We start from the raw sequence: 23,915 nt of genomic DNA, 5'->3' as shown, positions 1-23,915 counted from the left end.
CGTGAGCGGCACCACGGGGACTCACCCACACGGCCGGACACCGGCCGTCGATGGAGAGGAAGACGATGGGCAAGCGCTTCTCGGGAAACGACCGCGGCCAGACCGCGATCGAGTATCTGGGCATCATCGCCGTCGTCGTGGCGATCGTCCTCGTGCTGACCCGCACCGACTTCGGCAGCGCGATCGCCAGCGCGATCTCGGACAAGATCACCGAGGTGACCGGCGGCTGACCGGGACCGCCGCCCGCCCGCGCCGTGACGCGGGGCAGGCGTTCCCCCTCTACATCACCGCGGTGGCGGGCCTGCTCTTCCTCGCCCTGGCGCTGTTCACCGTCGGCCGGGCGGGGGCCGGCAAGAACGGCACCCAGACCGCCGCCGACGCCGCCGCCCTGGCCGCGGCCCAGAGCTACCGCGACCAGCTCCGTACGGGCCTCCTGGCGGCCCTGGGAGGGCCGGCCGGGCAGGCAGGGCCGGCGGAGCCGTCCGGGCCGCCGTCCGGGCCGTCCGGGCCGGTCCTGCCGGCCGGTGGCTGGGAGGACTGGCTGACCGGCCGCGTGGGCAGCCCCGACGCGGCCTGCGGCGAGGCCGCCGCGTACGCGGACGCCAACGGCGCCGGCCTCACGGGCCCGTGCCGGGTGAGCGGCGGGCCGCTGCCCGTCTCGTTCAGCGTCACGGTCCGCTCCTCCGAGCCCGTCGGCCGGTCGGTCGTGCCCGGCACCGAGAACACCTACCCCACGGCGAGCGCCCGGGCCGTCGTCGAACCGCGCTGCGCCGCGAAGTCGCCCCGGGAGCAGAAGCCGCCCATCGAGGTCGTCTGCGCCGGACAGGAGGTCTCGATCGACCCCGGGCACCCGGAGGACCTGCGGCGGGCGGTCAGAGCCCTGTTCGCCGTCCGCCTCGCCGACTGACGGCCCGCGGCCCGGCCGGCGTCCCGGGGTCGCCGGACAGCAGGAGCCGACGAGATGGACGAGCACATCGACGAATACTTCGACGAGCACTTCGACCAGTAAAGGACACGCGACCCATGAGGATGCGGCACACGACGAAGGCCCGCCGGGGCGCTGCCGTGGCGGCACTCGCGGCCGTGACGGCCCTGACGATCGGCGGGTGCGGGGGTGACGACGGTGACGACGGCGGCGGGAAGGGCCCCGCACCCGGCGGGAAGTCCGCCACACCGCAGGGCAGAGCGAAGGGCGGGGGCGAGGCGAAGCCGGACACGGTCATAGGCGAGATGAAGGGCGCGGACGGCGTCGTCATCACGCTCACCTCCGCGGTCCGGGACTCCGGGGGCTTCGTGACCGTCAACGGCACGCTGACCAACCGCGGGTCGAAGGCGTTCCACGCGATCAAGTGGCTGTCGCAGGAGAAGGACGTGAAGTCCCGCTCGTCCATCTCCGGCGCCTCCCTGGTCGACAGCACGAGCAAGAAGCGCTATCTGGTGCTGCGGGACACGGACGGCGAATGCCTGTGCACCACCGGGCTGTCCAACATCAAGCCGCAGGACAGCCGCCCCGTCTTCGCGCAGTTCCCCGCGCCGCCGGCCGGGGTGACGGAGGTCGACTTCCAGGTCCCGACCATGCCGTCCGTCCGCGTCAAGATCTCGGGCTGAGGGCCGCCCATGCCTACTCCGCGGATGCGTCGCGGCACCACCCTGGCCGCCGCCCTGGCCGCCGTCCTCGCGGTCACCGGCCCCCTTCCGGCCCCCGCGGACGGCGGGCCCGGCAGCCCCCCCGACACCACCCCGCCCGTGCGGATCGACAGCAAGGACTCCGGCCTGAGGCTGCGCCCCGGCGCGAAGCTCGCACCGGGGCGGGTCCTCGACATCAAGTCCGTCGTCGAGACGGGCGACGGCAGCGAGCGCCGCGAGGACACCAACGTCCGGGTCACGTTCGCCCTGCAGGCCGAGGTCCTCTTCGGGAAGGACAGCGCCGAGCTCAGCCCCGAGGCCCACGCCCGCATCCGGGCCATCGCCGGCGAGGCCGGGCGGCAGAACGCCACCAGCATCCGGGTCTTCGGCTTCACCGACGACCTCGGCTCCGACGCCCACGGCCTCGCCCTCTCCAAGGAACGCGCCAACGCGGTACAGCGACAACTGGCCAGGAGCATCGACTCCTCGAAGGTCGAGTACGACACCCGCGGCTACGGGGAGCAGAGCCCCATCGCCGACAACTCCACCGAGGCGGGCCGCAAGAAGAACCGCCGGGTCGAGGTCAGTTTCCCCCGTGCCGGGAACTGACGCCCCCGCCCCGGACACCCGTGCGTTTCCCTCGCGCACCCCGCCACCGCAGGGCAGGATGGGGCACCGCTGAGACCGGGGACTGCTGGGAGGCGTGCGATGAGGGGCCGCGGGACGGCGAGGGACGGGCTGACCGGAGTGGCGTTGCTGGGGGTGCTGCTGGCCGCGGCCGGGAACGCCGCGGCGACCGGGCGGGCCGGAGGGGCGGTCCCGTACCGGACGGCCCCCGGCGCCCAGGAGGTGCGGGGCTCCGCGAGCAGCGCCGGGGGCCCGCTGCTGAAGCCCGGCGCGCACGTGTACACCGACAGCGTCAAGCCCGGTGAACGCAAGTACTACACGGTCGAGTTGGACGCGCGGTCCAGCGCGTACGTCTCCGCCGTGGCCGTGCCGCGCCCCGGCAGCACGATGGGGGCGCGGGACGGCATCGACGTGGCGCTGGAGACCGCGGACGGCACCCGCTGCGGGGTCGGGCGGCACCGGACGTTCCTCTCGGCCGGGGGCGCCTACCCCGTCGCCGACTACGCGGAGCGCGTCGTGGCGGCGGGCGGGGCCTGCAAGGCGGCGGGTACCTACCGGTTCGCCGTGCAGCGGGGCGAGGCGGCGGGCGGGGACGGCGCGGCCGTGCCCGTCGAGCTGGCGTACGCGGCCGAAGCGCCGGAGCCGGCAGGGGCGGAGGCCGCGCCGGCCGGGCCGTCGGGCGGCTGGAGTTCGCGGCCGCCGTCGCGCCCCGCGGGCCCGGCGGAACCCGTCACGGGGGGCTCCGGCTTCAACGACGCCGCGATGATCCGGCCCGGCGGATGGAAGGACGAGCTCCGGCCCGGGGAGACGCGCTTCTACCGGGTGGCGGTCGAGGCCGGCCAACAGCTCTTCGCCAGTGCCCGGTTCGGGGCCGAACAGGCCGCCGCGGCCGGGCCGTTCGTGACCAACGGGATCCGCCTGGGCATGAACAACGCCGCGCGCGGCTACGTGACGAACAGGATCGCCGGCTACCAGGGCCGCACCGCGACCGTCTCGCTGGCCACGCCCCCGGCGGCGTCCGGCGCGGGCGGCGAGGCGGGCCGGGGCATGCGCCGGCCCGGGTGGTACTACCTGCAGGTCAGCCTGAACTCCAAGGTGGGCCGGGAGGGGTCCGGCGGGGTGCCGGTCACGCTCACCGTCGATGTGGCGGCGGCCCAGCAGGCCGGCCGGGGCGAGCGGGGTGCGGCGCGGCGGACGGAGACCGCCGGGAGCCACCCGGACGAACGGCTGCGGGCCATCGGCTACGCCGGCGTCGGCACCGGGTCGCTCCTGCTGGCCGGGCTCGGGGGCTGGGCACTGGCCGCACGCCGCGAGGACGGCTGACGCCCGGGCGGCGGTGTCGAGGAGAGCAGTGTCGAGGAGAGCGGTGTCGGTGAGGGCGGAGTCGGTGAGGGCGGTGTCCAGGACGTCGGCTGCGTCAGGGGTCGATGCGGACCCGCACCCCCGGCCGCAGGCCCCACCCGGCCATGGCGCCCGCCGCCGCCTCCAGGACGTGCCGCGACCGGATGCGCGGGGCCCCCAGCCGGCCGGGCGGCATGGTCCGCACGGCCAGGACGGTCAAGTGCCGGTCCAGGTAGGCCACGTCGATGGGAATGCGCATCCCGAAGGTGTGCACGCTGGACGCCGGCGTGAGGAGCAGGGCCCCCTCGACGGTGTCGCGGCCGAGGAGGCCGCGGGTGCGCGCGCGGTAGGAGGCGGCGATCTCCAGCGGCACCAGCGTGGGGCCGGAGGCCGGGCCGGGGACGCCGAGGCGGGCGGCGCCGTCCTGTCTGCGGGCCATGTCCGTGGTCCCTTCCGGTCCTTGCGGCGGTGCGCCCGCCGGGCGGGAGGCGCTCGCGCGCACTTTATCCACAGGCCCCGGCAGGGTGCGGCGGATGTCCGTAACCTCGGGGCATGGATGTGCTGTTGACCGTTCTCGCCGCTGTGTACGGGGCCCTGGCCGGGGCCTCGTTGCCGCGGGCGCGCTACCGCCTGAGCGTCGAGCCGGATGAGCCGTGGCGGTCGGCGGGCCCCTGCGGCCACGGGCTCCGGGGCTGGCTGGGCCGCGCCCGGTGCGGCGCGTGCGGGGAGGCGTACGGGCCGGGGGCGCGGTGGCCCGCGGCGGTGACGGCCCTGGTGTGCGCGGCCCTGGCGGCCGGGGTGGGGGCGCGGCCCGAGCTGGGGGTGTGGCTGGCCGCGGCGCCGGTGGCGGTGCTGCTGGCGGCGGTCGACCGCTCGGTGCGGCGGCTTCCCGATGTCCTCACGCTGCCGCTGGCGGGCGGGATGGCGGTGCTGCTGGGGGCGGCGGCGCTCATACCCGGCGCCGCCGGCTCGTGGCCGCGGGCGCTGCTGGGCGGGCTGGCGCTCGGAGGCGGCTATCTCCTGCTCTTCCTGATCCACCCGGCGGGCATGGGCTTCGGCGATGTGAAGCTGGCGGTCGGGCTGGGCTGCGCGCTGGGGTGGTACGGCTGGCCGGTGCTGGGCTGGGGAGCCCTCGCCGGGCTGCTGCTGGGCTCGCTGTACGGGACGGCCCTGCTGGTGACGCGGCGGGCCGGGCGGGGCACGGCGATGGCCTTCGGCCCGTTCATGATCCTGGGGGCCTGGCTGGGGCTGCTGGGGGGTGCCTGAATCCGGCGCGGGAGGCTCGCCGAGCCGCCCCGCACACTATTGGACCGGGTGATCCAAAACGTGTTACGTTCAGGTCATGGCCCGACCGAGGAAGTTCGACGAGGAGCGGGCGGTCGACGCGGCGATGCAGGCGTTCTGGGCCGCCGGGTACGAGGCGACCTCGACCCAGGATCTGTGTGACGCCACCGGCCTGGGCCGAAGCAGCATCTACAACACCTTCAAGAGCAAGCACGACCTGTTCCACAGGGCGCTGCTGCGCTACATGGAGCGCAAGAGCGACACGCTGGGCGAGCTGCTGGAGGGCGACCTGCCGGCACGGGAGAGGCTCCGCGCCCTCCTGGACGTCATCATCGAGGAGGAGTGCGCGCCCGCGGACGCCGCCCGCGGGTGCATGGTCGTCAACACCGCCGTCGAGCTGGCCGCGCGGGACGCCGACGTGGCGCGCGAGCTGGAGCAGGACTACGGACGCCGGTTCGAGGCGCTGCGGGCCGTCATCGAGGCGGGGCAGCGCGACGGCGACATCGACAGCGCCAAGGACGCCCGCGACCTCGCGCACTTCGTGATCGCGGCCATCGGCGGCATGCGGGTCTCCGCGCGCGTCGGCATCGGGCGTGAGGCGCTGCAAGGCATCGCCCGCGCCACGCTCGACGCGCTCTGAGCCCCCGGGCCGCACACCACCCAGCCGCACACCACCCACCGGAAACCCCCGGGCCCACGCCCGGGTGTTTTTTCGTGGCCACGTTATGTACTGCATAGTCCAAAACAGGAACAGTCCGGAGCAGTCCGGAACGAGAACCACAGGAGCACACCTGCCATGCCACGCGCCATCTATGTGCTGGCCCTGGGCATCTTCGCCCTCGTGACCAGCGAATTCGTCGTCGCGGGCCTGATGCCGCAGATGGCCGAGGGGCTGGACGCCACCGTGCCCGAGATCGGCTATCTCATCACCGCCTTCGCCATGGCGATGGCCTTCGGCGGCCCCGTCCTGACCGTGGCCCTGCTGAGGATGCGCCAGAAGCAGGCGCTGATGCTGCTGTTCGCGATCTCCTTCGCGGGCAACGTGCTGGCCGCGACCGCGCCGGCCTATGAGGTCATGCTGGCCGCGCGCATCGTCACCGGCGTCGCCTCCCAGGCGTTCTTCGGGGTCTCCCTCTCGATCTGCGCCCAGCTCACCCGCCCCGAGGCCCGCGGCCGCGCCATGTCCGTCGCCATGAACGGCCTGATGCTGGGCACCCTGCTGGGGCTGCCGCTGGCCACCCTGATCGGGGCGCACCTGGGCTGGCGCGCCGCCTTCTGGGTCATCGCCGGCCTGACGGTGGTGGCCGCGCTGTGCACGCTCGTCGGCGTCCCGCCGGTCGAGCACGCCGAGGGCAGCGGGAGCTTCCGGCAGGAGCTGGCCGTGTTCCGGCGGCCCGGGCTGTGGCTGGCGCTCTCCACCAGCACCTTCATCATCGGCGCGACGTTCTCCGCGTTCAGCTACTTCAACCCGATCCTCACCGAGGTCACCGGCTTCGGCACCGGTACGGTCCCGCTGCTGCTCGTCGCCTACGGCGGCGCCACGGTGATCGGCAACTTCGTCGTGGGACGGCTCGCCGACCGGTACACCCTGCGGGTCCTGCTGTGCGGCCTGGTCCTGAACGCGTTCTTCCTCGCCGGGTTCGCGCTGCTGGCCCATGTGCCGGTGCCGGCCGTGGGGTTCATGCTGGGGATCGGTCTGGTCGGCGTCACCATGAACCCGGCCATGGCGGCCCGCGTCCAGCGCGCCGGCAACGCCCGGCCGCTGGTCAACACCATCCACTCGTCCTTCATCACCCTCGGCATCATCATCGGCTCGTCGGCCGGGGGAGTGGCCATCGACGCCTTCGGGCTGCGGGCTCCGCTGTGGATCGGGGTCTCCATGGCCGCGATCGGCGTCGGCACGCTCGTGCCCGAGCTCCTCCGGCGCCCGTCGCCCGGGCCCGCCGAGCCGTCCAGGGTCGTGCGACACGCCCGACAGGACGATCAGAATGTGCCAGTTCATTCAGAAGTGGCATGAAAGCAAGGAAATGCCCTGAATGTGCTGGTGAGCTGCGCTTTGTCGCGCCGATGAGAGCAAAGACGTCAAGCTGATGATGACTTTTCAGCACGTTTTGAAAAAACGTGGCAGCTGGTATTCCGTTTGGGGTCGCATGGCTGGTTCCACGCCGTAAGGCCAGTGCTCACAGGGCTTCCCGGGCCCCCGGCCGGCACGGGGGGCAGGGAGTTTCAAGATCAAAAAAGTCACCCAGTGTCAGCACGCCGCGCGCCGTCACCCTCCTCGGTGCATCGAGCACGGCCTCAGACCGGTTAAGGTGGAAACCCCCCCTCGGGCCGGTCCGTATCCCCCCCACGGACCGGCCCGTTTTCTTTGGCGATTGTCACTCTGTGTGACGAATCGTGCGGGATGCGGGAAACCGATCCGGCGGTCAGCCGCGCCGGGCCCAGATGTTCACGCCCTCGGTGCTTACCGCCAGGGAATCGATCTCCGCCAGCTCCTCCTCGGTCAGCTTCGGCGAGCCGAGCGCGGCGATGTTCGCCTCCAGCTGGCGCACGCTGGACGCGCCGATCAGCGCCGAGGTCATCCGCGCGTCGCGCAGCACCCAGGTCAGGGCGAGCTGGGCGAGGGACTGGCCGCGCCGCTCGGCGATCGCGTTGAGCCCCCGCAGGCGCCGTACGACGTCCTCGGTCAGCAGCCCGGGGTCCAGCGACTTGCCCTGCGAGGCCCGGGAGCCCTCCGGGACGCCGTGCAGGTACTTGTCGGTCAGCAGCCCCTGCGCGAGCGGCGCGAAGGAGATGCAGCCCATGCCCTCCTCCTCCAGGGTGTCGAGCAGGCCGTCGTCCTCCGTCCAGCGGTTGATCATCGAGTACGAGGGCTGGTGGATGAGGGCGGGGACCCCCATCTCGCGCAGCAGACCGGCGGCTTCACGGGTCTGCTCGGCGTTGTACGAGGACACGCCGGCGTACAGCGCCTTGCCCTGCCGGACGGCGGACGCCAGCGCGCCCATCGTCTCCTCCAGCGGCGTCTCCGGGTCGAAGCGGTGGGAGTAGAAGATGTCGACGTAGTCCACACCCATTCGGCCCAGCGACGCGTCCAGCGAGGAGAGCAGGTACTTCCGCGAGCCCCACTCCCCGTACGGGCCGGGGTGCATGAGGTAGCCGGCCTTGGTGGAGAGGACGAGCTCGTCCCGGTACGGCCGGAAGTCCTGGGCGAAGATCTTGCCGAAGTTCAGCTCCGCGGAGCCGGGCGGCGGGCCGTAGTTGTTGGCCAGGTCGAAGTGGGTGACGCCCAGGTCGAAGGCGCGGCGCAGGATGGCGCGCTGGGACTCCAGCGAGCGGTCGTCGCCGAAGTTGTGCCACAGCCCCAGGGAGACGGCCGGCAGCTTGAGCCCGCTGCGGCCCGTGCGCCGGTACTCCATCGCGTCGTAGCGCGCCGCGGCCGCTCGGTAGTGAGTGGAATGAGTGGAATCGGTCATGCGTACCTGACTATCACGGACCTGTGACAGACCGAGTTGGGTCCTCGTGACACGCGGGCAGTAGTGTGGCGCCCTCGGGGCGACCGCCGTGGCATGGAGGGGCTGGAAGACGTGAAGTTGCGCGACCTGGTGTACAGGCTCTATGCACGCCGGGTGGAAGGCCGCCTCGACCACGCCCAGGTGCCCAAGCACATCGGCGTCATCCTCGACGGCAACCGCCGCTGGGCGCGCGCGGACGGCCGGACGCCCGAGCAGGGCCACCAGGCCGGCGCCGACAAGATCCAGGAGCTGCTCGGCTGGTGCGCCGAGACCGACGTCGAGGTCGTGACGCTCTGGATGCTCTCCACCGACAACCTCGACCGGCCCGCCGCCGAGCTCAACCCGCTGCTCGGGATCATCGAGAACACCGTCCGCGGCCTCGCCGCCGACGGCCGGTGGCGCGTCCACCACGTGGGCACCCTCGACCTGCTGCCCGCCCGCACCCAGTCGGTGCTCAAAGAGGCCGAGCAGGACACGGTCGGTATCGGCGGAATACTGGTCAATGTCGCGGTCGGCTACGGCGGTCGGCAGGAGATCGCCGACGCGGTCCGGTCGCTGGTCCTCGAAGCCGCCGAGAACGGGAGCTCCTTCGAGGAGCTGGCCGAGACCGTGGACGTCGAGCACATCTCCAAGCACCTCTACACCCGTGGCCAGCCCGACCCGGACCTGGTGATCCGCACCAGCGGTGAACAGCGGCTGTCCGGTTTCATGCTCTGGCAGAGCGCGCACTCGGAGTACTACTTCTGCGAGGTCTTCTGGCCGGCCTTCCGAAAGGTCGACTTCCTCCGCGCGCTGCGCGATTATGCCGCCCGGCATCGCCGCTACGGATTCTGACGCAGGAACCCGGCGGGCCTTCCGGCCGGCGCCGGCAGTCGCCTCCCGCACCCGGTGCGTATTTCCCGGCACGGGGTGCCGCGGCGGGCGCGGCGGTAACGGCGGGGACGGCGCGGCCGGACCCGGCGGCGGCCCGCACGGATAGCGGAGCGGCGGGGCAGCGTCCCCGGTACGGCCGCTGACGGACCGAGGGTTCACCTTCCCGTCGCATATGCCGTTGCATGGTCAAGCTGTCTAGCGGGAATATCCCCTCCAGGCCGACGGTCTGTCCAAAGACCGTCGCTCTGCCAGCGGGCGGCATGGGGCCGTCCGCCCGGGAGGCCCTTTGCACACGGACGACGACCGTGCGGACCGTGCGGACCCGACAGGTCGCGCGGACGACGCGGAGGGCCGGCGTCCGGCCCTCGAAGGGCATGCACCCGGCCCATTCCCCGGCGACGCCGTCGCGCCCCGACCTCTCCCCGAGGGGGTTCGTCCACCCGTGGTGACCAGCAAGAAGCGCCGTGATAACGACCGGCGCACCTATGTTCTCGACACCAGCGTCCTGCTGGCCGACCCAGGCGCCATGTCCCGCTTCGAGGAGCACGAGGTCGTGCTGCCCGTCGTGGTGGTCACGGAGTTGGAGGCCAAGAGGCACCACCCCGAGCTCGGCTATTTCGCCCGGCAGGCCCTGCGTCTGCTCGACGGATACCGGGTGCAATTCGGCCGTCTCGACTCACCGATTCCGATCGGGGAGTTGGGCGGGTCGCTCAGGGTCGAGCTCAATCACTCGGATCCGGGCATACTGCCCGCGGGGTTCCGGCTCGGTGACAACGACTCGCGCATTCTCGCGGTCGCCCGCAATCTGCAGGCGGAGGGATACGACGTCACCGTCGTGTCCAAGGACCTGCCGCTGCGCATCAAGGCGTCCGCGGTGGGCCTCCTCGCGGAGGAATACCGCGCCGAGCTCGCCATCACCGACTCCGGCTGGACGGGAATGGCGGAGCTCACCGTCACCGCCGAGCTCGTCGACGAGCTGTTCGCCGCCGAGGCCGCCGAGGTGCCCGAGGCCGCGGAACTGCCCGTGCACACGGGACTGGTGCTGCAGTCCGAGCGGGGCAAGGCGCTCGGCCGGGTCACGGCCGACGGGTCGGTGCGGCTGGTGCGGGGCGACCGGGAGGCGTTCGGGATCCACGGCCGCAGCGCCGAGCAGCGGGTGGCGCTCGATCTGCTCCTCGACCCGGACGTGGGGATCGTGTCGCTGGGCGGCCGGGCCGGCACCGGAAAGTCGGCCCTGGCGCTGTGCGCGGGCCTGGAGGCCGTCCTGGAGCGGCAGCAGCACCGCAAGGTGATGGTCTTCCGGCCGCTGTACGCGGTCGGCGGGCAGGAGTTGGGATATCTGCCGGGCAGCGAGTCCGAGAAGATGAGCCCGTGGGCCCAGGCGGTCTTCGACACCCTCTCGGCGGTGACGAGCGCCGAGGTGATCGAGGAGGTCGTCGGGCGCGGCATGCTGGAGGTGCTGCCGCTCACCCATATCCGGGGCCGGTCATTGCACGACGCATTTGTGATCGTGGACGAGGCGCAGTCCCTGGAGCGGAATGTCCTGCTGACCGTTCTGTCGCGTATCGGCGCCAATTCGCGGGTGGTTCTCACCCACGATGTGGCACAGCGCGACAACCTCCGCGTCGGACGGTACGACGGAGTGGTCGCCGTGGTCGAGAAGTTGAAGGGACACCCGCTCTTCTCGCACGTCACGCTGACCCGTTCGGAGCGCTCGCCCATCGCGGCGCTGGTGACCGAAATGCTGGAGGACGGCCGCATCTGAGGCCGTAAGGGCGGATACGGGCCGCCGTATCCGCCCGGTCGGTTCGGACAGCCCACAGACAAGTGAACAGAACACCCGCCGCCCAGCGGCGGATCGCGGACAGCGCGCGGCAAAGCCAAGGAGCTTAGCCGTGCGCTGTTGTGCGGCGCGGGGGTTTCCGTAAAACCGCAGGAGTAAACGGCGTGTGAGCTTTCCCACGCAACGCGGAATTGCCTCGGGGCGTCCCCGTCGGGCAAAGTCTGGGTCCTGTCAGGCCCCGCATACGGCACCTCGGCACCCTCAGGGGTTCCGCACCACAGAACTGAACAGCGTCGCCGTATGCCGCCCGAGCATCACGCGGACCTCCTTCGCGGGAGGGCCCACCGGGTCAGTGCCTTCTGTGACCAGCCGCTCCGCGTTCGCGCGGTGCGGGTAAGCGGAGGCCAGTGCCAGGGGCACGATTGCGCCCGCGAGGTCACCTAAGCGGACGATGCTGGAAGGAAACCGTGTGAGCCGGATTTCGGTCCGGGGATTCGCCGTGGCGTCCGCCACCGCGGTCACCACCGTCGGCGCCGTCGTAGGTGTCGCCTCGGGCAGCGATCAGGGCACGACCGGTCAGGTCGAGGCCACCGCAGCCGACGCGACGATCCTCGCGGACCTCCCCGCGGGACAGAACGTCCGCGCACAGACCGCTTCCCTGACGCAGCAGGCGGACACCCAGTCCGAGGTGGCCGAGACGGCCGCCAAGAAGGACGTCGAGGAGGCCGCGCGCAAGCAGGCGGCCGAGGACGCCACCGCGAAGAAGGAATCCGCGGACGCCGCCGCCAAGAAGGAGGCGGAGGAGAAGGAGAAGGCCGCCGCTGCCGAGCGCGAGAAGAAGGACGAGGTCAGCAGCCGGTCCGCCTCGCGCGACGCCTCCGACTTCGCGGTCAAGAGCTCCTACTCCGTGGCCGAGGTCCAGGCCATGGCCCGGCAGATGATCCCGGGCGACCAGTTCCAGTGCTTCAGCAACATCGTGAACAACGAGAGCACCTGGGACTACACCGCGACCAACCCCTCCTCGGGCGCCTACGGCCTGGTGCAGTCGCTGCCCGCCAGCAAGATGTCCTCCGCCGGTGCCGACTGGCGGACCAACCCGGCCACCCAGATCAAGTGGGGCCTGGGCTATATGAACGAGCGCTACGGCAGCCCCTGCGGCGCTTGGTCGTTCTGGCAGGCCAACCAGTGGTACTAGGCCGCCGCTAGGCGATACCGCCGGTAACTCCATGCCTCCACATGGCCCCCGACCTCAACCGGTCGGGGGCCATGTGTGTCTTCCCCGACGACACCTGTCGGTCCCGATGACAGTGGGCACGGGTAACGTCATGACGATGGCCACGGGGGAGTGGGGTAGAGGAAGAAAAATGTCCAGATTGCCACGATGGGTCGGAGGCGTGGGGGCGGGTCTGACCCGTCTCGCCGAACGACTCGAGGGCCAAAAGCCCGAGGAGCAGGGCACGGCGCCACCGCCGGCGCCCGGGAGCGACTCGGCCTTCGGCCCCGAGCCGGTACGCGCCGCCGCGCCCGCACCCACGCCCGAGCCCACGCACGAGCCCGTATCCGAGCCGGAGGCGGCAGCCGGGCCGCAGGCCGAGCACGTCCCGCCGCCGCCCGACTACGCGCCGGCGGTCTCCGCGCTCCCCGATCCCGTGGCGACGGTTCCCTGGGGGGTGCGGGTCGCGGCCGAGGTCGGCTGGCGGCTGCTGATCCTCGCCGGCACCGTATGGGTGCTGATGCGGGTGATCAGTGCCGTCCAACTGGTGGTGCTGGCCTTCACCGCCGCCCTGCTGATCACGGCGCTGCTGCAGCCCACCGTCGCGATGCTCAAGCGGCACGGCGTGCCGCGAGGGCTCGCCACCGCGATGACCTTCATCTCCGGCTTCATCGTGATGGGCCTGGTCGGCTGGTTCGTGGTCTGGCAGGTCACCGAGAACCTCGACGATCTGTCCAACAAGGTGCAGCACGGCATCAACGACCTGAAGCAGTGGCTGCTCGACAGCCCGTTCCACGTCACCGAGGACCAGATCAACAACATCGCCGACAATCTCAGTCAGGCGATCGGCACCAACACCAAGGACATCACCTCCGCTGGCATAGAGGGCGTCCAGGTGATCATCGAGGTGCTGACGGGCATCCTGCTGGCCATGTTCAGCACGCTCTTCCTGCTCTACGACGGCCCCAAGATCTGGGAGTGGCTGCTCAAGCTGTTCCCGGCGGCCGCCCGGGAAGGCGTCGCGGGCGCGGGCCCGCGCGCGTGGGCGACGCTGACCGCCTATGTGCGCGGCACGGTGATAGTGGCCCTGATCGACGCGATCTTCATCGGTGTGGGGCTGTTCTTCCTCGATGTGCCGCTGGCCGTGCCGCTGGCCGTCTTCATCTTCCTCTTCGCCTTCATCCCGCTGGTCGGAGCCGTGGTCTCCGGGGCGCTCGCGGTGGTCGTGGCGCTGGTGACGAGGGATGTGTTCACGGCCACGATGGTGCTGGTCGTGGTGCTCTCGGTGCAGCAGATCGAGGGCCACGTCCTCCAGCCGTTCATCCTCGGCCGGGCCGTGCGCGTCCACCCGCTCGCGGTGGTGCTCTCGGTGGCCGCGGGCTCGCTGGTCGCGGGCATCGGCGGTGCGGTGGTCGCCGTTCCGCTGGCCGCCGTCACCAATACGGTGGTCGGCTATCTGCGGGCGCACGCCAAGGAGAAGGCCCTGCAAGCGGCCGTTCCCGTGAAGCGGCCCGGCCCGGAGCCGAGCGTTCCGGCGGGCGGGGCCGGGGCACCACCGGGTGAGACCCGGGCGGACTGACCCGCTCCGCCCGACACGCACGGGCCCCGACACGCACGGGCCCCGACGCGGACGAGCCCCGGCGGACGGATCCTGACGGAGGCGTCCGCGCGGGAGCGGTCCCGCCGGGGTGGGCCGCCACACGACGAAACGGTCCGCCGGCAGTAGCCGGCGGACCGTTTCGCATGGGGGTGAGGCGTCAGCCGTTGAGCACGGCCTCGGAGTCGAGCGTCGCGCCGACCGCCTGCAGGACGGCGGCGATCTTGAACGCTTCCTGGATCGTCTCGCGGCTCACGCCGGCCTTGCGCAGCACCTGCTCGTGGGAGTCGAGGCACATGCCGCAGCCGTTGATGGCGGAGACCGCCAGCGACCACAGCTCGAAGTCGACCTTGTCCACGCCCGGGTTGCCGATGACGTTCATCCGCAGGCCCGCCCGCAGATTGCCGTACTCCGGGTCCGACAGCAGGTGCCGGGTGCGGTAGTAGACGTTGTTCATCGCCATGACGGCCGCGGCGGCCTTCGCCGCGTTGTACGCCTCGGGGGAGAGGTTGGCCTTGGCCTCCGGCTCCAGCTCCGTGAGCACGCGCGGCGAGCGCGAGGCGATCGCGCAGGCGAGCACGGTGCCCCACAGCTGCTGCTGCGGGAGCTCGGAGTTGCCGATGACCGAGCCGAGGTTGAGCTTGAGGTCCTTGGCGAAGTCCGGTACGGCGGACTTCAGATCGTCGAGCGACATATCAGGTCACTCGCCCGCGAGAAGCGCGACCGGGTCGAGGGTCGTCTCGCCCTTGGTCCAGTTGCAGGGGCACAGCTCGTCGGTCTGCAGGGCGTCGAGGACCCGCAGGACCTCCTTGGGGTTACGGCCCACGGAACCGGCGGTCACCATGGTGAACTGGATCTCGTTGTTCGGGTCCACGATGAAGACGGCGCGCTGGGCGTAGCCGTCCTCGCCCTCGACGCCGCAGTCGCGCATGAGCTCGTGCTTGGCGTCGGCCAGCATCGGGAAGGGCAGGTCACGCAGGTCGGCGTGGTCCTTGCGCCAGGCGTGGTGCACGAACTCGGAGTCGCCGGAGACGCCGAGGATCTGGGCGTCGCGGTCGGCGAACTCGTCGTTCAGCTTGCCGAACGCGGCGATCTCGGTCGGGCAGACGAAGGTGAAGTCCTTCGGCCAGAAGAAGACGACCTTCCACTTGCCTTCGTAGGTCTTGTTGTCGATCTGGGCGAAGGCCTTGTCCGCGTCAAGGTCGACGCAGGCGGTCAGGTCGAACTCGGGGAACTTGTCACCGACAGTGAGCACGCGCTCTCCTTGCAAACGAGGTAGTCCCTGATGGGAGTTTCCTTCGGGTTGGACGAGAGCCACCCTGCCACAGGAGGCATTGATAACGGAAATAGCTAGACTGAGTGGAGTTGATCGGAGGTGGTTATCAGTTATGTCGCCCATAACCCCGGGGGCGGACCCCGGCAAGAGCCCGGCGGGCCGCTCGCCCGACCCCGCGGCGGGGGCCGCGAAGGTCTCCCCGCCCCGGCCCCGCCAGCCCAGCCTGGCGCAGCTCCGCGCCTTCGTGGCCGTGGCGGAGCACCTGCATTTCCGGGACGCGGCTACCGCGATCGGCATGAGCCAGCCCGCGCTCTCCGGCGCCGTCTCGGCGCTGGAGGAGGTCCTCGATGTGCAGCTCCTCGAGCGTACGACGAGAAAGGTGCTGCTCAGTGCCGCGGGGGAGCGGCTCGCGGCCCGGGCCCGCACGGTGCTCGACGCCGTCGGCGCTCTGCTGGAGGAGGCCGACGCGGCCCGCGCGCCCTTCACGGGAGTGCTCCGTCTGGGGGTGATCCCGACCGTCGCGCCCTATCTGCTCCCGACGGTCCTGCGGCTGGTCCACGGGAAGTATCCCGACCTCGATCTCCAGGTGCACGAGGAGCAGACCTTCTCCCTGCTGGACGGGCTGTCCCAGGGGCGGCTCGATCTGCTGCTGCTCGCCGTCCCCCTCGGCGCGCCCGGCGTCACCGAGCTGCCGCTCTTCGACGAGGACTTCGTCCTGGTCACTCCGAGTGACCACTGGCTGGCCGGCCGGGGCGACATCCCGCGCGAGGCCCTGCGCGAGCTGGACCTGCTGCTGCTGGACGAGGGCCACTGTCTGCGCGACCAGGCGCTCGACATCTGCCGGGAGGCGGGGCGCACCACCGGGGCGCCGGTGACGACCAGCGCCGCCGGTCTCTCCACCCTCGTGCAGCTGGTCGGTGGCGGCATGGGCGTCACCCTGCTGCCGCGCACCGCCCTGCGCGTCGAGACCGGCCGCAGCGAACAGCTCGCCACGGGCTACTTCGCCGACCCCGCGCCCGCGCGCCGGGTCGCCCTGGCCATGCGCTCCGGGGCGGCGCGGCAGGGGGAGTTCGAGCAGTTCGCGGACGCGCTGCGCGCGGAGCTCCGCAGCCTGCCGGTCCGCATCGTCAGCGACCGCACCGGGTAGAAAAAGGGCCGGGTAGGAACAGGTAAGGGGCGACGCCCCGTGTCGTCGCCCCTTACCTGCTACTTGATATCCGATACCTGTGACCTGTGGCTCGCCCGGCGGTGCTCCGCCGGGCGGGGCGTCACTCCTCCCGCAGGCCGTCCGCTCTCATCAGCCGCCACAGCAACGGCAGGCTGACGAGCGTCACCAGCAAGGTGACCGCCGCGCCGCCGCCGATGACGGGCAGGAAGACCAGCCAGTCCTTGACGCTCCCGCCGGCCAGTTCGAGCATCGCCCAGCCGAGGCCGAGACCGCCGAGCACGGCGAGCACCAGGCCGAGCGCGACGGGTATCGCCGTCTGCCACAGCACCGACCAGGCGACGGTGGAGCGGCGGGTGCCGAAGGCGACGAGGACGGACAGCATCCGCCTGCGGTCCCGCAGTTGTTCCAGCATGGAGACGAGCATGCTCGCGCCGATGACGGCGAGCGTGAGGGCGGATCCGATCAGCAGGCCCCGCTCGATGGCGGTGTAGTGGTCCACCTTGACCACGCCGCCCATGCGGCGGATGTGCATCCCCGGATCGATGCCGGCCGCGGTGTTGCGGACCCGTTCGAGGGCGTCCAGGTCGCCGGGGCGGGACTTGACCATCAGCACGGTCTCCGCCTCGGGCATCTTGGTGATGTCGACGGCGGACGGTGTGGCCAGGATGCCGTCGTGGTGCTCACCGGCCGGGTCGGGGCGGGTCGCCACCACCCGGGCCGAGGCGGGAACGGTCCACCGGTAGACGCGCGGGATCCTGTCCCGGGCGCTCTCGGCGTACTCCTCCATCGTCAGGCCGGTGCCGGGCGGGAACGCGCGGGCGGTGTCGAAACCGCCGTCCTTCCGGGCGACGAACACGTCCCCGTCCGCGCAGGAGTCCAGCCGGGCCATCTCCCGCAGCGTCGCGCAGTCGCCGACGCTGACGGAGGTGACCCCCCGTTCGTCCGCCGCTTTATCGGTCCTGTCGGCGTACGTGGTCACCACGCCCAGCGCCCCCACCACGCCCGGGGTCGCGCGGAAGCGCTCGGTGTAGCCGCGCACCTCCGCCGCCGGAACCGGCCGGTAGGAGGCCCTCATCTGGGAGTGGGTCGGCGGCACGCCGTCGGTGTCCTCCGTGAAGCCCTGGGTCCCGGCGAAGAGCATCTGCACCGCGATCGCCCCCGCCATGGCGACGGTGATGCCGCTGACCGTGCGGGCCGCGGCGCCGCTGTGCAGTTGCAGCCGCCGGACGGCCAGCTGCCAGGAGGGCGGGCCGCCCCGGAGCCGGGCGACGCAGGTCTCCACCAGCCACGGCAGCACGGCCGCCACACCGACGAGGATCAGCACCGCGCTCGCCGTGAGCTGGAACGGGTCGGCCGAGGTGCCGAACGGCCCGGAGGCCCTGCTGAGCAGCGGCAGGAGAAGGGCCACGCCGGCGGCCGGGAAGAGCAGCCGCCACCACAGCCGGCGGCGCGGGGCGACCGCGTCGCGGACCACGCCCAGCGGTTCGACGGCGACCCCGCGGAGCGCGAAGAGGGTGACGAGGACGGCCGAGGCGGGCACGGCGATCGCGATGATCGCCCCCAGCAGGGGGCTCGGCGCCATGTCGGACGGGAAGACGGTGGTGTCCTTGACCGTCACCCGGGTGGCGAGCTCCCGGACGGACAGGAAGATCCCCACGCCGACGGCCAGCCCCACCAGCGAGCCGCACAGCGCCTCACCGGAGGCGATCCGGCGGACGGTGCGGATGTCCGCGCCGACCAGGCGCAGCGCGGCGAGCCTGCGGTCGCGGTTCTCGCTGCCGAAGCGGACGGCCGTGGCGATGAAGACGACGACGGGCATCAGCAGGACGACGCACATCATGATCATCAAGATGAGGTAGACCGGGCCCTGCGGGAGGAAGCCGTCCGACTTCTGGCCGTAGTGGTCGATGCGCTCGGCACCGGTGCCGGTGGTGATGCGGTCACTGCCGGCGTAGTAGTAGAGCTCGCTGGGGCCGATGAGTCCCGCGTCGCCGATGGTGCCGACGACGCGCTGCGGGAACCGCTCGCGCAGCAGCTTGCCGTCGGGCGAGTCCAGCAGCCGGGAGAGTGCGGGGGAGACCACCATCTCGCCGGGGCCGGGTATGCGGTCCACTCCGGGCGGCGCCGGGGCGCGGGGGCCGTCGGGCCGCAGGAGCGCGCCCCCGATCGGCTGGTCCCGGTAGTCGGTGGCGGCATCGCGGTGGAGCAGGGTGGCGGGGCCCGGGGCGATCGTCGCCGCCGGCATGTCGGGTGCCAGCCGGGCGATGCTCCGCTCGTGGCGCTCGGAGAGCATCTCCGGCACGGCCGTCGCGATCATCAGCAGTGTCACCCCGAGGCCGACGCCCAGGGCGGTCAGCGCGGTGCGCAGCCAGCTCTCGCGGCCGCCGGTGAAGGCGAAGCGGGCGCCGGAGGTGAGGTCGCGCGCCCAGGCGGCCGCGCCCGTGGGGCCGGTGGGCCGGTCGGCGGGGCCGTGACCGGCCCGCTCGGTGCCGCGGGCGCTCATGCGACGCCCGCCATGTCGCGGGCGCGGCCGTCCCGGACGATCACTTCGCGGTCGGAGTAGGCGGCGACCCGCGCCTCGTGCGTGACGAGGACGACGGCGGCCCGGGTGTCGCGGGCGGCCTCGGTCAGCAGCTGCATCACGCGCTCGCCGTTGAGGGAGTCGAGGGCACCTGTCGGCTCGTCGGCGAAGATCACCCGGGGGCCGGTGACGAGGGCGCGGGCGACGGCGGTGCGCTGGCCCTGGCCCCCGGAGACCTCGCCGGGGCGGCGGCCCCGGACGTCGGCGACCTCCAGGCGCTCCATCCACTCCAGCGCGCGGGCCTCGGCGTCCTTGCGGCGGACGCCGCTCAGCCGCAGCGGCAGCGCGACGTTCTCCACGCACGTCAGCTCCGGCACGAGCTGCCCGAACTGGAAGACGAAGCCGAACTCGCCGCGCCGCAGCGCGCTGCGCTCCCCGTCCGACAGCTCCGACAGGGTGCGCGCCCCGTAGCGGACCGTGCCGGCGTCCGGGCGGACGATGCCGGCGAGGCAGTGCAGCAGCGTCGACTTGCCGGAGCCCGAGGGGCCCATGACGGCGACGACCTCGCCCGGGTGGACGGAGAAGTCCGCGCCGACGAGCGCGGGGGTCGGCCCGTACGCCTTGTGCAGACCGGTCGCGGCCAGCAGGGAACCGGCCGGGGTCATGCGCCGACCGCCTTCGCCAGCTGATCGAGCCTGGCAGCGGTCAGTTCCAGCCACCGCAGATCGGCTTCGAGGTGGAAGAGGGCGTGGTCGCAGATGAGCTGGTCGGCGAGGTCGCCGGTGCTCTTGCGCCGGGTGAGCTCGCGCATCAGGCGCAGGTGCTCCGCCCGCTGCCCGTCGAGGAGGTCGGCGGCGTCCCGGCCGGTGAGCAGGGCGACGACGACCTTGGTGTAGAGGGTCGACTGCAAGTAGGGCTCGGGTTTCTCGGGCTGCCCGAGCCACTGCTCGACGTCCGTGATCCCCGCGTCGGTGATGGCGTAGCGCTTACGGTCGGGGCCGCCGCCGTGTTCGATGCCGTCCACTTCGACGAGGCCGTTCTTCAGCAGGCGCGACATGGTCGAGTAGACCTGGCCGTAGTGGAGCGGACGGTCGTGGCCGAAGCGCTCGTCGAAGGCCCGCTTGAGGTCGTAGCCGTGGCTCGGCCCGGACTCCAGGAGGGCGAGCAGGGTGTGTCCGATTGACATGCCGCAGAGAATACACCCGGTGTATACGCGGCATGTATAGATGCAAGGCACAGCTGGCCGAAATCATGCGGAACGAGATCGGCCCTGAGGGGGCTCTCAGTCGGCGGCGTCCTCCGGGGCGTTCTTGGGCGGGCGGCCGCGCCGCGGCAGGGAGCCCGTGCCCCGGGGCATCCGGCCGGCGTCCGTGAGCGCCTTGCGCAGCAGGAACTCGATCTGCGCGTTGGCGCTGCGCAGCTCGTCCCCGGCCCAGCGCGCCAGGGCGTCGTGCACGAGCGGGTCGAGCCGCAGCAGCACCTGCTTGCGCTGCCGCGGCCCTCGCTTCTGCGGGAGGTCCTCCGTCACTGGTAGAGGCTGCCGGTGTTCAGGACCGGCTGCGCGGCCCGGTCGCCGCACAGCACCACCATCAGATTGCCGACCATGGCCGCCTTCCGCTCCTCGTCCAGCTCCACGATGCCCTGCTCGTTGATCCGCGTCAGCGCCTCCTCGACCATGCCGACCGCGCCCTCCACGATCAGCTTGCGGGCGGCGACCACCGCGCCGGCCTGCTGCCGCTGGAGCATGGCGGAGGCGATCTCCGGAGCGTAGGCGAGGTGGGTGAAGCGCGACTCGATGATGTGCACCCCGGCGGCCTCGACGCGGGCGTGCAGCTCCAGGGCGAGCTTCTCGGTGATCTCCTCGGCGTTGCCGCGCAGGGAGAGCGCGTCGTCGTCGTGCGCGTCATAGGGGTACTCGATGGCGATGTGCCGGACCGCGGCCTCGGTCTGGGTGGAGACGAACTCCAGGAAGTCGTCCACCTCGAACATCGCCTGGGCGGTGTCCTCCACCCGCCAGACGACGACGGCGGCCAGCTCGATGGGGTTGCCGTAGGCGTCGTTGACCTTCAGGACGGCCGTCTCGTGGTTGCGCACCCGGGTGGAGATCTTGTCGCGGCTGGTGAAGGGGTTCACCCAGCGCAGGCCCTCGGTGCGGATCGTGCCCCGGTAGCGGCCGAACAGCTGGACGACCCGGGCCTGGCCGGGCGCCACGGTGTTCAGCCCGCACATCGCGATGAGCGAGGCGAGGGCGACGAGGATGCCGCCGACGACGAGCGCCACGGCGAGGCCGGTCTTCCCGTCGGCGCCGAACCGGGCGCCGAGGACGGTCACGCCGGCCCCGGCGAGCAGCCCCACCAGCCCGAGCAGCAGGGCGAGTCCGCCGCCGATGTCGTGGGCCGGGACCTCGCGGACCCGTGGCCGGGGCATGTCAGGCGCGTTGACCTGCGGCGTCGCGTCCGGTGTGTGGGCGGTGTCGGGCATGGCTGCTCCCCCTGTTTCTTGCGGCGGGCGTGCTGGATCCGTCCCGCCGACTGTCTAGCAAAGTGATAGCACAATATCGCCCTGTACGGTTTTCCGCGCTGCTCCGCGCCCGGTTCCCGCCGATCGGGGTGCTGTATGTCACGTGCCTCAAAGGCCAGATCGATGGGCGTTTGGTGACAGTTGCGGTGTTAGCTTCGTGAGCTGGGTTGGGGGCGGACAGAGTGGAGCTACGGGAGAGATGGGCCGAGCGGAAGCGCGACGGGCGCAGAACAGCACCCGCACTGCAAAGGGCAAGAAGCCCAAGAAGACCGGCATACGCCGCTTCTTCACGTGGAAGAAGCTGCTCGCCTACTTCGTGGGTCTGATCGCCCTCGGCGCGGGCGCCTTCGTGGCGCTCTACCTGTACGTGGACGTGCCCGACAGCAAGACTGCGACCAAGCTGCAGAGCAACATCTACAAGCTCAGCAACGGCACGGTGCTGGCCCGCACGGGCCAGGTCAACCGCGAGGAGGTGCCCCTGGACAAGATCCCCAAGAACATCCAGGACGCCGTCGTCGCCGCCGAGAACAAGAACTTCTGGACCGACCCCGGTGTCGACATGAAGGGCACCGCCCGCGGCATCCTCAACACCGTGATGGGCCGGGGCAAGCAGGGTGGCTCGACCATCACCCAGCAGTACGTGAAGAACTCGTACCTGAGCCAGGAGCAGACCGTCACCCGCAAGGTGAAGGAGCTGATCATCTCGCTCAAGGTGCAGCAGAAGGTCGACAAGAAGGACATCCTCGCGGGCTACCTGAACACGAGCTACTACGGCCGGAACGCCTACGGCATCCAGGCCGCCGCCCGCGCGTACTACAACAAGGACGTCGACAAGCTCAGCCTTGAGGAGGGCGCCTACCTCGCCGCCCTGCTGCAGGCCCCCAGTCAGTACGACTGGACGGTGGCCACCGACGACGGCAAGCGCAACGCCAAGGCCCGCTGGAACTACGTCCTCGACAAAATGGTCGAGATGAAGTGGCTCGACGCGGAGAAGCGCAAGGGCATGAACTTCGAGGTGCCGAAGGACCCCAAGCCCCCGAAGGGCCTGAGCGGTCAGAACGGCTACCTGGTCAAGGCGGCCGAGCAGGAGATCGAGCGGGCGCTGCGCAAGCAGGGCCGCAGCGAGAGCGACCTGGCCGCCGGCGGCTGGACGATCACGCTCAGCATCGACCCGAAGAAGCAGAAGAACCTGGAGCAGGCGGTCCACCAGCAGGTGACCCGCAAGCTGGACCCCAAGGTCCGCAAGGTCGACGAGTACGCCCAGGTCGGCGCCGTGTCGGTGGACCGCAAGACGGGGAAGGTCGTGGCCCTGTACGGCGGCCAGGACTACCTCAAGCACTTCAGCAACAACGCCACGCGCGAGGACTACCAGCCGGCCTCCACCTTCAAGCCGCTGATCTTCGCCTCCGCGCTGCAGAACCAGTCCCGCAACGAGGACGGCCGTCCCATCACGGCCGGCACGATCTACGACGGCACCAGCAAGCGGCCCATCCGCAACAGCGCCACGGCCTTCGCCCCGCAGAACGAGGACGACGTGAGCTACGGGCCGGTGACGGTCCAGGAGTCGATGAACAAGTCGATCAACTCCGCCTTCGCGCAGATGGCCGTCGACGTCGGCCTCGACAAGGTCAAGAAGACCGCCGTCGACATGGGCATGAACGGCAAGGCCGGCAACTTCGAAGAGGTCCCGGCCATGTCCCTCGGCTCCATGGGCGCCAGCCCGCTGCGGATGGCCGGTGCGTACGCCACCCTCGCCAACCACGGCAAGAAGGTCACCCCGACGCTCGTCGCCTCGGTGACCCGCAACGGCGGCCAGAAGCTGGAGATGCCCGACCCGATCGGCGACCAGGTCCTCACCCGCACCAACGCCGACAACGTGACCCAGGTCCTCAAGGGCGTGGTCAACGACGGTACGGCCAAGGCCGTGCAGAACGCCCAGTTCGCGGTCGCGGGCAAGACCGGCACCTCCGACGACAACAAGTCGGCCTGGTTCTCGGGCTACACCCCCGACCTGGTCACCACGGTCGGCATGTTCGGAGAGGGGCCCGGCGGCAAGCAGGTGCCGCTGACCAACACCGGCGGCGTCGAGACCGGCCGCGTCAACGGTGGCGGCTACCCGGCCGAGATCTGGGCCGACTACATGGCCGAGTCCGCGGACGGCGACACCGAGTTCGACCTGCGCACGGACGAGGCGGCCGTGGTGCCCCCGCCGCCGGCCCCGCCGGCCTCCTCGCAGCCGTCGCCCCAGGCGTCGCACACCCCGTCGGCCACGCCGTCGCGGACGTCCCAGTCGCCGTCGCCCAGCGGCGCCTCCAAGCCGCCGTCCTCCCAGCCCGCCTCGCCGCCCGCCTCGCCGTCCCCGCGGCCGCCGAAGCCCCCCACGCCGACGAACAAGCCCTCGCCGACCGCGGGCGGCGGGAACGAAGGCGGAACGCTGCCCAACGGCGGGCGCCTGGAGCCCAAGGACTGACCCGGCCCGGCACCGGGACACGCAAACCCGGCACCGGGACACGCAAACCCGGCACCGGGACACGCAAAACGGCCGCCGGCCGCGCTCACTCGCGCGGCCGGCGG

23 protein-coding genes are annotated in these 23,915 nt (G+C 71.6%); 14 read left to right on the top strand and 9 right to left on the bottom strand.

From position 1 onward, the window contains the following. Positions 1-50 precede the first annotated feature (50 nt). From ABZ951_RS10390 to ABZ951_RS10370, 5 genes are all read left to right on the top strand, one after another. On the top strand, positions 51-230 hold the full coding sequence (locus tag ABZ951_RS10390) for a hypothetical protein (protein WP_344095137.1): 180 nt from the start codon (positions 51-53) through the stop codon (positions 228-230). Beyond that, complete coding sequence (locus ABZ951_RS10385; protein WP_344095134.1) at positions 227-907, top strand: pilus assembly protein TadG-related protein; 681 nt, start codon at positions 227-229, stop codon at positions 905-907. Before ABZ951_RS10390 ends, ABZ951_RS10385 begins: the two co-directional genes overlap by 4 nt. A gap of 116 nt (positions 908-1,023) precedes the next feature. Further along, positions 1,024-1,608: a hypothetical protein gene (locus ABZ951_RS10380; protein WP_344095124.1), complete on the top strand. Its 585-nt coding sequence runs from the start codon at positions 1,024-1,026 to the stop codon at positions 1,606-1,608. A 9-nt stretch (positions 1,609-1,617) separates the two neighbouring features. Continuing rightward, positions 1,618-2,235: an OmpA family protein gene (locus tag ABZ951_RS10375; protein WP_344095122.1), complete on the top strand. Its 618-nt coding sequence runs from the start codon at positions 1,618-1,620 to the stop codon at positions 2,233-2,235. A gap of 99 nt (positions 2,236-2,334) precedes the next feature. Further along, positions 2,335-3,576, top strand: coding sequence for a hypothetical protein (locus ABZ951_RS10370; protein ID WP_361279614.1), 1,242 nt, complete (start codon positions 2,335-2,337; stop codon positions 3,574-3,576). A 94-nt stretch (positions 3,577-3,670) separates the two neighbouring features. Here the strand turns inward: ABZ951_RS10370 and ABZ951_RS10365 are convergent, their stop codons facing one another. After that, positions 3,671-4,033: a DUF192 domain-containing protein gene (locus tag ABZ951_RS10365; RefSeq protein WP_344095118.1), complete on the bottom strand. Its 363-nt coding sequence runs from the start codon at positions 4,031-4,033 to the stop codon at positions 3,671-3,673. A 113-nt stretch (positions 4,034-4,146) separates the two neighbouring features. Here ABZ951_RS10365 and ABZ951_RS10360 point away from each other — a divergent pair, with 113 nt between their 5' ends. From ABZ951_RS10360 to ABZ951_RS10350, 3 genes are all read left to right on the top strand, one after another. Then, entirely contained in the window at positions 4,147-4,860 is a 714-nt protein-coding gene (locus ABZ951_RS10360) for an A24 family peptidase (RefSeq protein WP_361279611.1), read from the top strand. A 76-nt stretch (positions 4,861-4,936) separates the two neighbouring features. After that, positions 4,937-5,518 carry a TetR/AcrR family transcriptional regulator gene (locus tag ABZ951_RS10355; RefSeq protein WP_344095114.1) on the top strand — a complete coding sequence of 194 codons (582 nt, stop codon included), beginning with the start codon at positions 4,937-4,939 and terminating at the stop codon, positions 5,516-5,518. 156 nt (positions 5,519-5,674) lie between these two features. Next, the gene (locus ABZ951_RS10350) at positions 5,675-6,895 is read left to right on the top strand and encodes an MFS transporter (RefSeq protein ID WP_344095112.1); all 1,221 of its coding nucleotides are present in this window, start codon (positions 5,675-5,677) and stop codon (positions 6,893-6,895) included. Positions 6,896-7,304: 409 nt separating this feature from the next. Here the strand turns inward: ABZ951_RS10350 and mgrA are convergent, their stop codons facing one another. Further along, positions 7,305-8,351 (bottom strand): L-glyceraldehyde 3-phosphate reductase, encoded by a 1,047-nt coding sequence (mgrA, locus tag ABZ951_RS10345; RefSeq protein ID WP_344095110.1) that lies wholly within the window; start codon positions 8,349-8,351, stop codon positions 7,305-7,307. A gap of 111 nt (positions 8,352-8,462) precedes the next feature. On the opposite strand from mgrA, the gene ABZ951_RS10340 reads away from it, so the two are divergent. The 4 genes from ABZ951_RS10340 (at position 8,463) to ABZ951_RS10325 (ending at position 13,838) form a co-directional block, all read left to right on the top strand. Then, positions 8,463-9,224, top strand: coding sequence for an isoprenyl transferase (locus ABZ951_RS10340; RefSeq protein ID WP_344095132.1), 762 nt, complete (start codon positions 8,463-8,465; stop codon positions 9,222-9,224). Positions 9,225-9,705: 481 nt separating this feature from the next. After that, on the top strand, positions 9,706-11,028 hold the full coding sequence (locus tag ABZ951_RS10335) for a PhoH family protein (RefSeq protein WP_344095108.1): 1,323 nt from the start codon (positions 9,706-9,708) through the stop codon (positions 11,026-11,028). A gap of 487 nt (positions 11,029-11,515) precedes the next feature. Beyond that, a complete protein-coding gene (locus ABZ951_RS10330) occupies positions 11,516-12,241 on the top strand; it encodes a transglycosylase SLT domain-containing protein (protein WP_344095106.1) in 726 nt (241 codons plus the stop codon). A 169-nt stretch (positions 12,242-12,410) separates the two neighbouring features. Continuing rightward, positions 12,411-13,838, top strand: a complete 1,428-nt coding sequence (locus tag ABZ951_RS10325; RefSeq protein WP_344095104.1) for an AI-2E family transporter — start codon at positions 12,411-12,413, stop codon at positions 13,836-13,838. A gap of 178 nt (positions 13,839-14,016) precedes the next feature. Here ABZ951_RS10325 and ABZ951_RS10320 read toward each other — a convergent pair whose 3' ends face one another. Both ABZ951_RS10320 and ABZ951_RS10315 read right to left on the bottom strand, forming a co-directional pair. Then, positions 14,017-14,550, bottom strand: coding sequence for an alkyl hydroperoxide reductase (locus tag ABZ951_RS10320; protein ID WP_344095102.1), 534 nt, complete (start codon positions 14,548-14,550; stop codon positions 14,017-14,019). Between the two features lie 6 nt (positions 14,551-14,556). After that, the gene (locus ABZ951_RS10315; protein ID WP_344095100.1) at positions 14,557-15,111 is read right to left on the bottom strand and encodes a peroxiredoxin; all 555 of its coding nucleotides are present in this window, start codon (positions 15,109-15,111) and stop codon (positions 14,557-14,559) included. 133 nt (positions 15,112-15,244) lie between these two features. Between ABZ951_RS10315 and ABZ951_RS10310 the strand changes: the two genes are divergently transcribed. Continuing rightward, positions 15,245-16,279, top strand: coding sequence for a hydrogen peroxide-inducible genes activator (locus ABZ951_RS10310; RefSeq protein ID WP_344095098.1), 1,035 nt, complete (start codon positions 15,245-15,247; stop codon positions 16,277-16,279). A gap of 121 nt (positions 16,280-16,400) precedes the next feature. On the opposite strand, the gene ABZ951_RS10305 is transcribed toward ABZ951_RS10310, so the two are convergent. From ABZ951_RS10305 to ABZ951_RS10285, 5 genes are all read right to left on the bottom strand, one after another. Continuing rightward, positions 16,401-18,803 carry an FtsX-like permease family protein gene (locus ABZ951_RS10305; RefSeq protein WP_344095096.1) on the bottom strand — a complete coding sequence of 801 codons (2,403 nt, stop codon included), beginning with the start codon at positions 18,801-18,803 and terminating at the stop codon, positions 16,401-16,403. Then, positions 18,800-19,486, bottom strand: coding sequence for an ABC transporter ATP-binding protein (locus ABZ951_RS10300; RefSeq protein WP_344095094.1), 687 nt, complete (start codon positions 19,484-19,486; stop codon positions 18,800-18,802). Before ABZ951_RS10300 ends, ABZ951_RS10305 begins: the two co-directional genes overlap by 4 nt. Continuing rightward, a complete protein-coding gene (locus ABZ951_RS10295; protein WP_344095092.1) occupies positions 19,483-20,007 on the bottom strand; it encodes a PadR family transcriptional regulator in 525 nt (174 codons plus the stop codon). Before ABZ951_RS10295 ends, ABZ951_RS10300 begins: the two co-directional genes overlap by 4 nt. Positions 20,008-20,103: 96 nt before the next feature. Continuing rightward, positions 20,104-20,349: a hypothetical protein gene (locus ABZ951_RS10290; protein ID WP_344095090.1), complete on the bottom strand. Its 246-nt coding sequence runs from the start codon at positions 20,347-20,349 to the stop codon at positions 20,104-20,106. Further along, on the bottom strand, positions 20,346-21,302 hold the full coding sequence (locus ABZ951_RS10285; protein WP_344095088.1) for an SPFH domain-containing protein: 957 nt from the start codon (positions 21,300-21,302) through the stop codon (positions 20,346-20,348). Before ABZ951_RS10285 ends, ABZ951_RS10290 begins: the two co-directional genes overlap by 4 nt. A 238-nt stretch (positions 21,303-21,540) precedes the next feature. Here ABZ951_RS10285 and ABZ951_RS10280 point away from each other — a divergent pair, with 238 nt between their 5' ends. Then, positions 21,541-23,811 carry a transglycosylase domain-containing protein gene (locus ABZ951_RS10280; protein WP_344095086.1) on the top strand — a complete coding sequence of 757 codons (2,271 nt, stop codon included), beginning with the start codon at positions 21,541-21,543 and terminating at the stop codon, positions 23,809-23,811. The last annotated feature ends 104 nt before the right edge of the window (positions 23,812-23,915 follow it).

The sequence above is a fragment of the Streptomyces sp. NPDC046215 genome (assembly GCF_040646215.1).
GTDB lineage: Bacteria > Actinomycetota > Actinomycetes > Streptomycetales > Streptomycetaceae > Streptomyces > Streptomyces stramineus.
Note: the sequence above shows the minus strand (reverse complement) of the source record. Positions and strands in the feature narration are given on the sequence as shown.

Bases quoted from the DNA above. Each gene is read 5' to 3' on its own strand.
- ABZ951_RS10390 (WP_344095137.1), top strand. From the start codon at position 51: ATGGAGAGGAAGACGATGGGCAAGCGCTTCTCGGGAAACGACCGCGGC.
- ABZ951_RS10380 (WP_344095124.1), top strand. From the start codon at position 1,024: ATGAGGATGCGGCACACGACGAAGGCCCGCCGGGGCGCTGCCGTGGCG.
- ABZ951_RS10375 (WP_344095122.1), top strand. From the start codon at position 1,618: ATGCCTACTCCGCGGATGCGTCGCGGCACCACCCTGGCCGCCGCCCTG.
- ABZ951_RS10370 (WP_361279614.1), top strand. From the start codon at position 2,335: ATGAGGGGCCGCGGGACGGCGAGGGACGGGCTGACCGGAGTGGCGTTG.
- ABZ951_RS10365 (WP_344095118.1), bottom strand. From the start codon at position 4,033: ATGGCCCGCAGACAGGACGGCGCCGCCCGCCTCGGCGTCCCCGGCCCG.
- ABZ951_RS10360 (WP_361279611.1), top strand. From the start codon at position 4,147: ATGGATGTGCTGTTGACCGTTCTCGCCGCTGTGTACGGGGCCCTGGCC.
- ABZ951_RS10355 (WP_344095114.1), top strand. From the start codon at position 4,937: ATGGCCCGACCGAGGAAGTTCGACGAGGAGCGGGCGGTCGACGCGGCG.
- ABZ951_RS10350 (WP_344095112.1), top strand. From the start codon at position 5,675: ATGCCACGCGCCATCTATGTGCTGGCCCTGGGCATCTTCGCCCTCGTG.
- mgrA (WP_344095110.1), bottom strand. From the start codon at position 8,351: ATGACCGATTCCACTCATTCCACTCACTACCGAGCGGCCGCGGCGCGC.
- ABZ951_RS10325 (WP_344095104.1), top strand. From the start codon at position 12,411: ATGTCCAGATTGCCACGATGGGTCGGAGGCGTGGGGGCGGGTCTGACC.
- ABZ951_RS10320 (WP_344095102.1), bottom strand. From the start codon at position 14,550: ATGTCGCTCGACGATCTGAAGTCCGCCGTACCGGACTTCGCCAAGGAC.
- ABZ951_RS10310 (WP_344095098.1), top strand. From the start codon at position 15,245: ATGTCGCCCATAACCCCGGGGGCGGACCCCGGCAAGAGCCCGGCGGGC.
- ABZ951_RS10305 (WP_344095096.1), bottom strand. From the start codon at position 18,803: ATGAGCGCCCGCGGCACCGAGCGGGCCGGTCACGGCCCCGCCGACCGG.
- ABZ951_RS10300 (WP_344095094.1), bottom strand. From the start codon at position 19,486: ATGACCCCGGCCGGTTCCCTGCTGGCCGCGACCGGTCTGCACAAGGCG.
- ABZ951_RS10295 (WP_344095092.1), bottom strand. From the start codon at position 20,007: ATGTCAATCGGACACACCCTGCTCGCCCTCCTGGAGTCCGGGCCGAGC.
- ABZ951_RS10285 (WP_344095088.1), bottom strand. From the start codon at position 21,302: ATGCCCGACACCGCCCACACACCGGACGCGACGCCGCAGGTCAACGCG.
- ABZ951_RS10280 (WP_344095086.1), top strand. From the start codon at position 21,541: ATGGGCCGAGCGGAAGCGCGACGGGCGCAGAACAGCACCCGCACTGCA.